This is a genomic window from Methylorubrum populi (assembly GCF_002355515.1).
Taxonomy (GTDB): Bacteria; Pseudomonadota; Alphaproteobacteria; order Rhizobiales; family Beijerinckiaceae; genus Methylobacterium; species Methylobacterium populi_A.
Map to the genome: position 1 here is coordinate 5,460,338 of NZ_AP014809.1, position 11,995 is coordinate 5,472,332.

General features: G+C 70.1%; 12 protein-coding genes. 10 read left to right on the forward strand and 2 right to left on the reverse strand.

Going from position 1 to position 11,995, the window contains the following annotated elements:
* The first annotated feature begins 197 nt into the window (after nt 1-197).
* The 10 genes from MPPM_RS25400 (at nt 198) to MPPM_RS25445 (ending at nt 8,612) form a co-directional block, all read left to right on the forward strand.
* Nucleotides 198-800 carry an anthranilate synthase component II gene (locus tag MPPM_RS25400; RefSeq protein ID WP_096487452.1) on the forward strand — a complete coding sequence of 201 codons (603 nt, stop codon included), beginning with the start codon at nt 198-200 and terminating at the stop codon, nt 798-800.
* 167 nt (nt 801-967) lie between these two features.
* Nucleotides 968-1,981: an anthranilate phosphoribosyltransferase gene (trpD, locus tag MPPM_RS25405; RefSeq protein ID WP_096487453.1), complete on the forward strand. Its 1,014-nt coding sequence runs from the start codon at nt 968-970 to the stop codon at nt 1,979-1,981.
* 34 nt (nt 1,982-2,015) lie between these two features.
* A complete protein-coding gene (gene trpC / locus MPPM_RS25410; RefSeq protein WP_096487454.1) occupies nt 2,016-2,873 on the forward strand; it encodes an indole-3-glycerol phosphate synthase TrpC in 858 nt (285 codons plus the stop codon).
* Nucleotides 2,870-3,355: a cyclic pyranopterin monophosphate synthase MoaC gene (gene moaC / locus MPPM_RS25415; RefSeq protein ID WP_096487455.1), complete on the forward strand. Its 486-nt coding sequence runs from the start codon at nt 2,870-2,872 to the stop codon at nt 3,353-3,355. Before trpC ends, moaC begins: the two co-directional genes overlap by 4 nt.
* Entirely contained in the window at nt 3,352-4,578 is a 1,227-nt protein-coding gene (locus MPPM_RS25420) for a molybdopterin molybdotransferase MoeA (protein WP_096487456.1), read from the forward strand. Before moaC ends, MPPM_RS25420 begins: the two co-directional genes overlap by 4 nt.
* 264 nt (nt 4,579-4,842) lie before the next feature.
* On the forward strand, nt 4,843-5,304 hold the full coding sequence (gene fabZ, locus MPPM_RS25425) for a 3-hydroxyacyl-ACP dehydratase FabZ (protein WP_096487457.1): 462 nt from the start codon (nt 4,843-4,845) through the stop codon (nt 5,302-5,304).
* 5 nt (nt 5,305-5,309) lie between these two features.
* Nucleotides 5,310-6,116, forward strand: a complete 807-nt coding sequence (gene lpxA, locus MPPM_RS25430; protein ID WP_096488031.1) for an acyl-ACP--UDP-N-acetylglucosamine O-acyltransferase — start codon at nt 5,310-5,312, stop codon at nt 6,114-6,116.
* Between the two features lie 11 nt (nt 6,117-6,127).
* Nucleotides 6,128-6,976: an LpxI family protein gene (locus MPPM_RS25435; RefSeq protein ID WP_096487458.1), complete on the forward strand. Its 849-nt coding sequence runs from the start codon at nt 6,128-6,130 to the stop codon at nt 6,974-6,976.
* Entirely contained in the window at nt 6,973-8,133 is a 1,161-nt protein-coding gene (gene lpxB / locus MPPM_RS25440; protein WP_096487459.1) for a lipid-A-disaccharide synthase, read from the forward strand. Before MPPM_RS25435 ends, lpxB begins: the two co-directional genes overlap by 4 nt.
* The gene (locus MPPM_RS25445; RefSeq protein ID WP_096487460.1) at nt 8,130-8,612 is read left to right on the forward strand and encodes a YaiI/YqxD family protein; all 483 of its coding nucleotides are present in this window, start codon (nt 8,130-8,132) and stop codon (nt 8,610-8,612) included. The genes lpxB and MPPM_RS25445 overlap by 4 nt, the downstream gene beginning before the upstream one ends.
* A 45-nt stretch (nt 8,613-8,657) precedes the next feature.
* Here the strand turns inward: MPPM_RS25445 and gltA are convergent, their stop codons facing one another.
* Both gltA and gltX read right to left on the reverse strand, forming a co-directional pair.
* Nucleotides 8,658-9,947: a citrate synthase gene (gene gltA / locus MPPM_RS25450; RefSeq protein ID WP_096487461.1), complete on the reverse strand. Its 1,290-nt coding sequence runs from the start codon at nt 9,945-9,947 to the stop codon at nt 8,658-8,660.
* Between the two features lie 478 nt (nt 9,948-10,425).
* On the reverse strand, nt 10,426-11,850 hold the full coding sequence (gltX, locus tag MPPM_RS25455; RefSeq protein ID WP_096487462.1) for a glutamate--tRNA ligase: 1,425 nt from the start codon (nt 11,848-11,850) through the stop codon (nt 10,426-10,428).
* Nucleotides 11,851-11,995 lie beyond the last annotated feature (145 nt).

The following is an 11,995-nucleotide window of genomic DNA, read 5'->3' on the forward strand; positions in this document are numbered from 1 at the left end:
TTGCCGGCTTCCCGTCGCCACCCCTTCTGAGAACGGTTATCCCTTCTTCACCCGCATCCCGAGATGCCGGCGCGCAAGCGTCGGCCTCGAAGGATGTTCCGGATCCCGCGCGATCCCAGGAGGATCCGACGAGGCCGCCGACGCGGCATCTCGGGATGCGGATGTGAGCGGGACGCAAGGCGCTACGGCTGAGTTCGATGTCCAACGTCCTCGTCATCGACAATTACGATTCCTTCACCTGGAATCTCGTCCACTTGATCGGCCCGCTCTGCGAGCGGATCGATGTGGTGCGCAACGATCAGATCGACGTCGCCGGCATCCGCGAGCGGGCGCCGGACGCGCTCGTGCTCTCGCCCGGACCCTGCACGCCGAACGAGGCCGGCATCTGCCTCGACGCGGTGAAGGAATTGGGCGCCGAGCTCCCGATCTTCGGCGTGTGCCTCGGGCTCCAGACCATCGGGCAGGCCTATGGCGGCGACGTGGTGCGCGCGCCCTCTCCCATGCACGGCAAGGTCTCGACCATCCGCCACGAGGCCAAGGGCGTGTTCCGGGGCATCAACGAGGGCTTTGCCGCCACCCGCTATCACTCGCTGGTGGTGGACCGCGCGAGCTGCCCGCAGGATCTCGCGGTCACGGCCGAGGCCGACGGGCTCATCATGGGGCTCCAGCACCGCGAATTGCCGGTCCACGGCGTGCAGTTCCACCCCGAGAGCATCCTCTCGAACCACGGCACGCAGATCCTGCGCAACTTCCTCGATATCGCCGCCGCTTGGCGCAAGGAGTCCGCGGCCCGAGCGTGACAAGGCCGGCCGCGGCGTGCATTGACGGGGCTTACCCTATTCCCTCCCCCTCTGCGAGGCGGGAGAGGGGGCGACGCCTCCGGACACGTCGCTCCCCTCACCCGACCCCTTCGGGGCCACCCTCTCCCGCGGAGGGGAGAGGGCTTCCAACGGATGACCTTGGATCCATGGAGTCCTTCAAAACTCATCTCGCGGCCGTCGCCTCCGGCGCTCCGCTGAGCCGCGAGCAGGCCCGCGCCGCCTTCGACGACCTGCTCTCCGGCGAGGTCACGCCGATCCAGGCGGGTGCCTTCCTCACCGCCCTGTCGGTACGCGGCGAGAGCGAGGACGAGATCGTCGGCGCGGTCTCGGCGATGCGGGCGCGGATGCTTCCCGTGGCGGCTCCCGAGGGCGCCATCGACATCGTCGGCACCGGCGGCGACCATTCGGGCAGCTACAACGTCTCGACCCTGGCCGCGATCCTCGCCGCCGCCTGCGGCGTGCCGGTGGCCAAGCACGGCAACCGCGCCGCCACCTCCCGTTCCGGCGCGGCCGACGTGCTGTCGGCACTCGGCGTGAAAATCGGGCTCCCGCCCGACGCCCTGGCGCGCTGCCTCTCTGAGGCCGGGCTCTGCTTCATGTTCGCGCAGACGCATCACGGCGCCATGCGTCACGTCGCGCCGGTGCGCACCGAACTGCCGTTCCGCACCATCTTCAACATGCTCGGGCCGCTCTCGAATCCGGCCGGCGTCACCGCGCAGGTGTTCGGCGTCTCGCGGCCGGCCTGGGCCGAGCCGCTGACGCGGGTGCTGGCGACGCTCGGCAGCCGCCGGGTCTGGACCGTGCACGGCTCCGACGGTCTCGACGAGATCACCACCACCGGTCCCACAGCGGTGGTCGCGCTGGAGGACGGCGCGCTCTCGCGGTTCACCATCGATCCGCGCGACGTCGGCCTGCGGCTCGCGACCCTCGACGACCTGCGCGGGGGCGACCCCGAGCACAACGCCGCCGCGCTCGGCGCGGTGCTGGAGGGCGCCCGCAACGCCTATCGCGACATCGCCGTGCTGAATGCCGGTGCCGGCCTCGTGGTGGCGGGCGCCGCCGGCTCGCTCGCCGAGGGCGTTGCGCGGGCGCAGGCGGCAATCGACTCCGGCGCGGCGCGGGGGACGCTGGCGCGTCTCGTCGCCGTGTCGAATGCGTGATAGACGGCCTCGAACGGTTCCAGGGACATCACCGATGGACGACATCGTGGCCGACGTGACCGTCGGGCCCGCCGCGACGGCTCCGGAGCGGGCGAGCGTGCTGGCGCGAATCGAGGCCTACAAGCGCCGTGAGATCGCCGAGGCGAAGCTGCGGCTGCCGCTGGCCAAGCTGGAGAAGCAGGTCGCGAAGGCGGAGGCGCCCCGCGGCTTTGCCGACGCCATCGCCCGGCATGTCGGCGAGGGCCGTTCGGCCCTGATCGCCGAGATCAAGAAGGCCTCGCCCTCCAAGGGGCTGATCCGCGCTGATTTCGATCCGAAGACGCTGGCCAGGGCCTATGCCGAGGGCGGCGCCACCTGCCTTTCGGTGCTGACCGATACTCCGTCCTTCCAGGGGGCGCCGGAATTCTTGGTCGAGGCCCGCGCCGCGTGCGACCTGCCGGTCCTCCGCAAGGATTTCCTGTTCGAGCCGTATCAGGTCTACGAGGCCCGTGCCTGGGGCGCCGATTGCGTCCTCGTCATCATGGCCTGCCTCGACGATGCCGAGGCCGCCGCCATCACCGAGACGGCGCATGATCTCGGCATGGACGTGCTGGTCGAGGTCCATGACGCGCAGGAGCTGGAGCGGGCCCTGCCGCTCGGCACCCGGCTGGTCGGCGTCAACAACCGCAACCTCAAGACCTTCGAGGTCTCGTTCGAGACGGCGATCCGGCTCAAGCCCGGCATCCCGGCCGACCGGATCGCGGTGGCCGAGAGCGGCATCGGCACGCATGCCGACGTGTTACGGCTGCGGGAGCACGGTCTCGACACCATCCTCGTCGGCGAGAGCCTGATGCGGCAGTCGGACGTGACCGCGGCGACGCGGGCGCTGCTGTTCGGAGATCAGGGCCGGTGAGCGGCACCACCCTCACCCACATCGACCGGACCGGCGCGGCCAACATGGTCGACGTTTCCGACAAGGCCGCGACCTCGCGCACGGCGATCGCCGAGGGCGTGGTGGTGATGCGGCCCGAGACCCTGGCGCTGATCCGCGAGGGCGACGCCAAGAAGGGCGACGTCATCGGCACCGCCCGGCTCGCCGGCATCATGGCGGCCAAGCGCACCCACGAGCTGATCCCGCTCTGCCACCCGCTGCTGATCACCAAGGTGCGCCTCACCTGCGAGCCCGACGATTCCCTGCCCGGCCTGCGGCTGACCGCGGAGGTGAAGGTGCAGGGCCAGACCGGCGTCGAGATGGAGGCGCTGACCGCCGTCTCGGTGGCCTGCCTGACCGTCTACGACATGGTGAAGGCCGCCGACCGCGGCATGCGCATCGAAGGCATTCGCCTCCTGTCGAAGGAGGGCGGCAAGTCCGGCGCCTGGAGCGCCGCTTCATGAGCCTGCTCGCAGTCGCCGAAGCGCTCGAGAAGATCCTTGCCGCCATCCCCGGACCGGTGGCGATGGAAGAGATCCCCGTCGCCCAAGGCGCCGGCCGCACCCTCGCCGCCGATCTCACGGCCCGGCGCACCCAGCCTCCCTTCCCGGCCTCCGCCATGGACGGCTACGCCGTGCGCTCCGCCGATGTGGCGACCGTTCCGGCGCGCCTGCGCCTGATCGGCACCAGCGCGGCCGGGCACGGATATGCCGGAACGCTGGAGCCGGGCGAGGCGGTGCGCATCTTCACCGGCGCACCCGTGCCCGAGGGGGCCGACGCCATCCTGATTCAGGAGAACGCCGAGGCCGAGGGTGAGACCGTCACCGCGCAGGACCCCGTGGCGGCGGGCCGCTTCCTGCGTCGGGCCGGACTCGACTTTTGCGAGGGCGAGACGCTCGTGCGGGCCGGCGACACCCTCGACGCGCGCCGCCTCGCGCTGGCGGCCGGCGCCGGGCACGCCGTGCTGCCGGTTCGGCGCAAGCCGCGCGTGGCCGTGCTCGCGACCGGCGACGAGCTGGTGCGGCCGGGCGAGCCGGCGGCGTGGGACCAGATCGTCGCCTCGAACGGCCTCGCGCTCGGCGCGCTCAGCCGGGAAGCGGGGGGCGAGGTCATCGATCTCGGGATCGTCCGCGACGATCTCGGCGCCCTGCGCGAGGCGGTCGGCCGGGCCCGCGCGGCGGAGGCCGACCTGCTCGTCACGCTCGGCGGCGCCTCGGTCGGCGACCACGACCTCGTCCAGGCGGCCCTCGGCGCGGAGGGAATGGAGCTCGGCTTCTGGCGGGTGGCGCTCCGCCCCGGCAAGCCGCTGATGCACGGCCGGATCGGGGCGATGACGGTGATCGGCCTGCCGGGCAACCCGGTCTCCTCGATCGTCTGCGGCCTGCTCTTCGTGGTGCCGGCGATCCGAGCGCTCCTCGGCGATCCGCGTGCGGGCCAGGATCGCAGCGAGCCGGCTCTTCTCGGCCGCGACATGCCGGTAAACGACGCCCGCCAGGACTATCTGCGCGCGCGCCTCGACACGGCACCCGACCGGTTGCCGGTCGTCCATCCCGAGACGCGCCAGGATTCCTCGATGCTCTCGGTGCTCGGCTCCAGCGAAGCCCTGCTGATCCGCCCGCCGCATGCCGGTCCGGCCAGGGCGGGAGATCCGTGCCGCATCATCCGGCTGGACCGGCGGATCGTCTGAGCCGGCCGCCGCTCGACCGAAGCGGGCCCTGGATCGGCTTTTCCCCGCGTCGCGCGCGGGCGAACCCTGAATCCGAACATCCCGGCGGGATCGACCGGATTTGGCGCCAATCCGCTTCGAGGCCGGGCCGCCGGTCGCGTCGTAGGGTGTAAAAGTCTTGCATCCGCCCGATTTTCTGCCGAAGAGGGCGGCCTTCACCGGATAGAGGCCACCGGGTCGCGGCAAATGCCGCCGGACAAGCATGGGCGGGGAGCGTTGGGACCGATGAGCGAGACGCGGGAGCTGGGTTCGGCCGATATCCAGAAGGTGCTGGAATTGCTGCCCCACCGCTATCCCTTCCTGATGATCGACCGCATCATCGAGATCGACCGCGACGAGAGCTGCATCGGCATCAAGAACGTCACGGCGAACGAGCCGCAATTCACCGGCCACTTCCCGGGCCTCCCGGTCTTCCCCGGCGTGCTCCTGATCGAGGGCATGGCCCAGACGGCGGGCGCGATCTGCTGCCGCCACATCATGAGCGACGAGCTGAAGACCAAGCAGGTCTTCTTCATGACGATCGACAAGTGCAAGTTCCGCAAGCCCGTCGTGCCCGGCGACCAGGTCCGCTTCCACATGACGAAGATGAACCAGCGCAAGACCATGTGGTGGTTCCGCGGCGAGGCCCGCGTCGACGGCGCGCTGGTGGCGCAGGCCGAGATCGGCGCCATGCTGGTGACGGAGTGAGCGCGGTGCGGGAAGACATTCACCCGAGCAGCGTCGTCGAGGACGGTGCCCGGCTCGGGGACGGCGTGCGGATCGGCCCGTTCTGCCATGTCGGGCCCGACGTCGTGCTGGGCGACGGTTGCGAGCTGATCAGCCACGTCGTGGTCGCCGGCCGCACCACGGTCGGCGCGCGCACGAAGATCTATCCCTTCGCCTCGATCGGCCACCCGCCGCAGGATCTGAAGTTCCGCGGTGAGCCCTCGACGCTCGCCATCGGCTCGGATTGCCTGATCCGCGAAGGCGTGACGATGAATCCCGGAACGGCCGGCGGCGGCCTGGAGACGGTGGTCGGCAATGGCTGCGCCTTCCTCGCCAACAGCCATGTCGGCCACGATTGCCGGGTCGGCAATCACGTCATCTTCTCCAACAACGTCATGCTCGCCGGCCATTGCACGGTCGGCAACTATGCCATCCTCGGCGGCGGTGCGGCGGTGATCCAGTTCGCCCGCGTCGGCGACCACGCCTTCGTCGGCGGCCTCTCGGGGCTGGAGAACGACTGCATCCCCTACGGCATGGTGCTCGGCAACCGGGCCTATCTCTCGGGGCTCAACATCATCGGCCTGCAGCGCCGCGGCTTCTCGCGCGAGGACATCCATGCGCTCCGTCGGGCCTACCGGCTGCTCTTCGCCCAGGAAGGCACGCTGATGGAGCGGGTCGAGGACGTGGCGGCCGAGTTCGACACCCATCCGGCGATCCACGAGATCGTCACCTTCATCCGCGCGGGCGGAAAGCGCTCGATCTGCACGCCGCGCGCCGTCGCCGCGGCATCCTGAGGCGACGCGCCGTGATCGATCCCGCCCGGCCCCTCGCCCTGGTGGCCGGCGCGGGCCATCTGCCGGAACTGGTCGCGGCCTCCCTCGATCGGGCGCGCCGGCCGTTCAGGATCCTCGCCGTGCGCGGCTTCACCGAGCGGGCGATGCGGCGGCGTGCGGACGCGGTGGTCGATCTCCTCGACATCCCCGGCACCCTGCGCATCCTGAAGGAATGGGCGCCTGCCGCCGTGGTACCGGCCGGCGGCGTCACCCGCCCGAGCCCGGCCGCCCTCCTCAATGCCGCGCATGCGGTGCGCAACCGGGACCTCCTGAAGAGCCTCGCCGGCGGCGACGACAGGCTGCTGCGGGCCGTGCTCTCGCTGCTGGAGGAGAACGGGCACCGGGTGCTCGGCGTCCACGAGGTCGCGCCCGACCTCCTCGGTCGTCTCGGCCGCCTCGGCAGGTGCGAGCCCGATTCCGACGCAGCCCTCTCGATCGCCACCGGACGTGCGATGCTCGCCGCCTTGAGTCCGTTCGATGTGGGGCAGGCCGCCGTGGTGGCGGCCGAGCGGGTCATCGCCGTGGAAGGGCCCGAGGGCACGGATCGCATGCTCGCCCGTGCCCGCTCGCTCAATCGCAAGCCGTTCGGGCGCGGTGCGCCCGCCAAGGGCACCGTGCTCGTCAAGCTGCCGAAGGTCGGACAGGATCTGCGCATCGATCTGCCGGCCATCGGGCCGCGCACCGTCCGCCGCGCGGCGGAGGCCGGCTGCGCCGGGATTGCCATTGGGGCGGGCCATACCCTGGTGATCGACGCCGAGCGCACCGTCGCGGCCGCGGATGCGCTCGGTCTGTTCCTGATCGGCGTGGAGGTCGCCCCGTGACGCACCGGCGGATCTGGCTCGTCGCGGGCGAGGATTCCGGCGATCAACTTGGCGCCAAGCTGATCCGGGCCTTGCGGGCGCTTTCGTCCGAGCCTCCGACGCTCGGCGGCGTCGGCGGCGAGGCGATGGAGGCGGAAGGCTTCCGCTCGCTCTTCCCCATCGATGACGTCGCGGTGATGGGCTACCTGCCCGTTCTTGCCCGCGCCCGAACCCTGCTGCGGCGCATCCGCGAGACGGTGGACGATGTCGTGGCGGCACGGCCCGACGTGCTCGTGATCATCGACAGCCCCGGCTTCACCCATGCCGTGGCGACCCGCGTGCGCAAGCGCCTGCCGGAGCTGCCGATCGTCGATTACGTCTCGCCGAGTGTCTGGGCGTGGCGGCCCTGGCGGGCGAAGGGCATGGTGCCCTTCATCGACCACGTGCTCGCCCTACTGCCTTTCGAGCCGGAGGCGCATCGGCGGCTCGGCGGGCCGCCCTGCTCCTATGTCGGCCACCCGCTGATCGAGCGATTGGCCGAACTGCGCCCCTCCCCCGAGGAGGCGGCGATTCGCGAGGGGCGCCCGCCCGTCCTCGCTGTCCTGCCGGGCTCGCGCCGCTCGGAGATCGAGCGGCTGATGCCGGTCTTCGGGCGCACCGTCGCGGAGCTCACCCGGCGCATCGGCCCGTTCGAAGTGGAGCTGCCGGCGGTGAGCCGCCACCGCGCCCTGATCGAGCGGCTCGCCGCCGCCTGGGAGCGGCATCCGCGGGTCGTCCACGGCGAGGCCGACAAATACGCCACCTTCCGCCGGGCGCGCGCCGCGCTTGCGGCTTCCGGCACCGTGACGCTCGAGCTCGCGCTTGCCGGCGTGCCGATGGTGGTGGCCTACAAGGTCTCGCGGGTCGAGGAGGTGATCGCCCGGCGCTTGATCCAGGTGCCGACGATCGTTCTGCCGAACCTGATCCTGTCCGAGAACGCCATGCCGGAATTCGTGCAGGCCGACTGCACGCCGGAGCGGCTGGCCGGGACGCTGGCGCCCCTTCTCGCGGGCGGCCCGGCGCGGCGGACCCAGCTCGAGGCGCTTGCCCGCATCGACGGCCGGATGCGGCTGGCCGGCGACGAGGAGCCGAGCCGCGCGGCGGCCCGGATCGTGCTGGAGGCGCGGCGGGCGGCATGAGCGAGGAGGCGGCGATGCTGGTGATCCGGATCTTCGTCGATGCCGATGCCTGTCCGGTGAAGGACGAGGTGTACCGTGTCGCCGGGCGCTACGGCCTCCACGTCTTCGTCGTCTCGAACAGCTTTCTGAACCTGCCGCGCGAGCCCTGGATCGAGCGGGTGATCGTCGGTGACAAATTCGACGCGGCCGACGACTGGATCGCGGAGCGGGCGGATCGCGGCGCCATCGTCGTCACGGCCGACGTGCCCCTGGCCAGCCGCTGCGTGAAGGCCGGCGCGGCGGCGATCGCGCCGAACGGCAAGGCCTTCACGGAATCCTCGGTCGGTCTCGCGCTCGCCACCCGCAACCTGATGCAGGACCTGCGGGAGGCCGGGGCCATCACCGGCGGCCCGAAGCCGTTCTCGCCGAAGGACCGCTCCGCTTTTCTCGGCGCTCTCGACCGGGCGGTGGTCCGACTGAAGCGCGATCTCGGGCTCTGAGGCCGTGATGCCCCCGGGCCGCGAGGCTCGGGGGCGAGGGCTTAATCAGCCACGCTGGCCGATCGGGATGTAGTCGCGGCGGTCCGGGCCGATATAAAGCTGGCGCGGGCGGCCGATCTTCTGGGACGGGTCCTCGATCATCTCGGCCCATTGCGCGATCCAGCCGACGGTGCGGGCGAGCGCGAACAGCACCGTGAACATCGAGGTCGGGAAGCCGAGCGCCTTGAGGGTGATGCCCGAGTAGAAGTCGATGTTCGGGTAGAGCTTCTTCTCGATGAAGTACTCGTCCTCGAGGGCGATCTTCTCGAGCTGCACCGCGACCTCCAGCAGGTCGTCCTTCAGCCCGAGCTCGTTCAAGACCTCGTGGGTGGTCTTCTGCATGATGCGCGCGCGCGGGTCGTAGTTCTTGTAGACCCGATGGCCGAAGCCCATCAGGCGGAAGGGGTCGTTCTTGTCCTTCGCCTTGGCGACGTATTTCTGCACGTTCTCGGGGTGGCCGATTTCCATCAGCATCTTCAGCGCCGCCTCGTTGGCGCCGCCATGGGCGGGACCCCACAGGCAGGCGATGCCGGCGGCGATGCAGGCGAAGGGATTGGCGCCCGAGGAGCCGGCGAGCCGGACCGTCGAGGTCGAGGCGTTCTGCTCGTGGTCCGCGTGCAGGATGAAGATTTTGTCGAGCGCCCGCGCATAGATCGGATTGATCGCGTACTCTTCGCACGGAACGGCAAAGCACATCCGCAGAAAATTCGACGTGTAGTCGAGATCGTTCTTCGGATATACGAAAGGCTGGCCGATCGTGTACTTGTAGGCCATCGCCGCGAGCGTCGGCATCTTCGCGATCATGCGCAGCGAGGCGATCATCCGCTGCGACTCGTCCGAGATGTCGGTCGAGTCGTGGTAGAAGGCCGAGAGTGCGCCGACACAGGCGACCATCACCGCCATCGGGTGGGCGTCGCGGCGGAAGCCCTGGAAGAAGCGGTTCATCTGGTCATGCACCATGGTGTGGCGCGTGACCCGGTAATCGAAGTCGGCCTTCTGGGCGGAGGACGGCAATTCGCCGAACAGCATCAGGTAGGCGGTCTCGAGGAAGTCGCCCTGCTCGGCGAGTTGCTCGATCGGGTAGCCGCGATAGAGCAGCACGCCCTCGTCGCCGTCGATATAGGTGATCTTCGACTCGCAGGAGGCGGTCGAGGTGAAGCCGGGATCGAAGGTGAACTTCCCGGTCTGGGCGTAGAGCTTGCCGATATCGACCACATCCGGGCCGATCGTTCCGGTCTTGATGGGCAGTTCGACGTTCTTGTCGCCCACGATGATGGTGCTGGCGGAAGCGCTCATGGGATCGCGGACCCTTTCTCGCGACGGGAACAGCACGGGAGCGGAAGGCGTCGCCTCCCGCTCCGTTGTGGCGCCGCAGCAGAGCACTGCGCCCGCTCACTGAAGCACCGGGTTAACGGATCGGTCGACGCCCAGCAACGGCAGGGTGCCTTCCGCTTCTTCGCATATGCGAAGAACGGGCCGCCTCTGTCACTGTCGGAGCACGATGGCGTCGATTCTGATCTGCCTCATCCCCCGGATTTCGCGCGGTCCGAGCGTACCGCTGGCTCGAAGATGATGCCAAAACGCGGGAAAGGACAAGACTTTCCGCCTTCGGGCCGCGTGACGGTCAGCTGCGGAAGATCGGTGCTGTCATTTATGTCGAGTTGTCACTCCGCTCGTCGTGCGCATGGCGGCATCGGCGTCACGGCGGTCGGCGGCGCAGGGTGGATCAACGCGTCCTGCGGTCAGATGCGTTGATCCGTCGCGTGGTCGGGCGTTAGGCCGGAAGGCGATCCCGCAGGCGGGCGAGCGCTTCGTCACGGCCCAGCACGGCCATCACGTCGAAGACCGGCGGCGAGGTGGCGCGGCCCGTGAGCGCGGCCCGCAGCGGCTGAGCGACTTGGCCGAGCTTGACGCCCTGGCTCTCGGCAAAGCCGCGCACGGCGGCCTCCGTCGACGCGGCGCTCCACTCGGGCAGGGCCTCCAAGGCGGGAAGAAGGGCGCGCAGCCGCTCCGGCGCCTCGCCGGCGAGCAGGCCTTCCGCCTTGGCGTCGAGGATGAGCGGACGGGGGGCATAGAGGTAGTAGGCGCTGTCGAGGAGTTCGACGAGCGTCTTGGCGCGCTCTTTCAGCCCCGGCATCGCGGACAGGAGCTTCTCACGCAGATCCGGCGTGAGGGCGGTCGGCAGGCCGCGTTCGGGACCGCGGGCCGGCAGAATCGCGTCGACCGCATCGACCAGAACGGCGTCGTCGCTGCCGCGGATATAGAGCCCGTTCAGGCTCTCCAGCTTCGTGAAGTCGAAGCGCGCGGCCGAGCGACCGATCGCCTTCAGGTCGAAGGCGGCGATCATCTCCTCGGTGGAAAAGACTTCCTGGTCGCCGTGGCTCCAGCCGAGTCGGACGAGGTAGTTGCGCAGGGCCGCCGGGAGGTAGCCGCGATCGCGGTACTCCTCGACCCCGAGCGCGCCGTGTCGCTTGGACAGCTTGGCCCCGTCCGCTCCGTGGATCAGCGGGATATGCGCCATCGCCGGCACGTCCCAGCCGAGCGCCCGGTAGATCTGGCTCTGGCGCGCGGCATTGGTGAGATGGTCGTCGCCGCGGATCACCTGGGTGACGCCCATGTCGTGATCGTCCACCACGACGGCGAGCATGTAGGTCGGAGTGCCGTCGGAGCGCAGCAGCACGAGATCGTCGAGATCGCGGTTCGCCCAGGTGACGCGGCCCTGCACGGCGTCCTCCACCACGGTCTCGCCCTCGGTCGGCGCGCGCAGGCGGATCACCGGCTTCACGCCGGGAGGCGCCTCGGACGGGTCGCGGTCGCGCCAGCGGCCATCGTAGCGCGGGGCACGGCCCTCGGCGCGGGCGGTCTCGCGCATCTGCGCCAGCTCCTCGGCGCTGGCGTAGCAATGGTAGGCGTTGCCCGAGGCGAGCAGGCTCTCCGCCACCGCGCGGTGGCGCTCGGCGCGGGCGAACTGATAGATTACCTCGCCGTCCCAATCGAGGCCGAGCCAGCGCATCCCGTCGAGGATCGCGTCGATCGCTCCTTGCGTCGAGCGCTCCCGATCGGTGTCCTCAATGCGCAGCAGCATTCGGCCGCCGAACCGGCGGGCGTAGAGCCAATTGAACAGGGCCGTGCGCGCTCCCCCGATATGCAGGAAGCCCGTGGGCGAGGGCGCAAAGCGCGTGACGACCGGTGACGACATCGGCGGCTGAGAGGCTTCTTCGAAAAAAGTGCGGGATGGCGCGAGGGCGGCCGCAGCCGGTCTCGCCGGGCGTGTAGCACGAGCGAGCGGATGCGTTAAGAATCCGTCACGTGTGCCCGTCGCGCGGGCATCGCAGGTCTCGGGA

What these genes read in the sequence shown, in the direction of transcription:
- MPPM_RS25400 (WP_096487452.1), top strand. Translation starts at nt 198, where the DNA reads ATGTCCAACGTCCTCGTCATCGACAATTACGATTCCTTCACCTGGAAT.
- trpD (WP_096487453.1), top strand. Translation starts at nt 968, where the DNA reads ATGGAGTCCTTCAAAACTCATCTCGCGGCCGTCGCCTCCGGCGCTCCG.
- trpC (WP_096487454.1), top strand. Translation starts at nt 2,016, where the DNA reads ATGGACGACATCGTGGCCGACGTGACCGTCGGGCCCGCCGCGACGGCT.
- MPPM_RS25420 (WP_096487456.1), top strand. Translation starts at nt 3,352, where the DNA reads ATGAGCCTGCTCGCAGTCGCCGAAGCGCTCGAGAAGATCCTTGCCGCC.
- fabZ (WP_096487457.1), top strand. Translation starts at nt 4,843, where the DNA reads ATGAGCGAGACGCGGGAGCTGGGTTCGGCCGATATCCAGAAGGTGCTG.
- MPPM_RS25445 (WP_096487460.1), top strand. Translation starts at nt 8,130, where the DNA reads ATGAGCGAGGAGGCGGCGATGCTGGTGATCCGGATCTTCGTCGATGCC.
- gltA (WP_096487461.1), bottom strand. Translation starts at nt 9,947, where the DNA reads ATGAGCGCTTCCGCCAGCACCATCATCGTGGGCGACAAGAACGTCGAA.
- gltX (WP_096487462.1), bottom strand. Translation starts at nt 11,850, where the DNA reads ATGTCGTCACCGGTCGTCACGCGCTTTGCGCCCTCGCCCACGGGCTTC.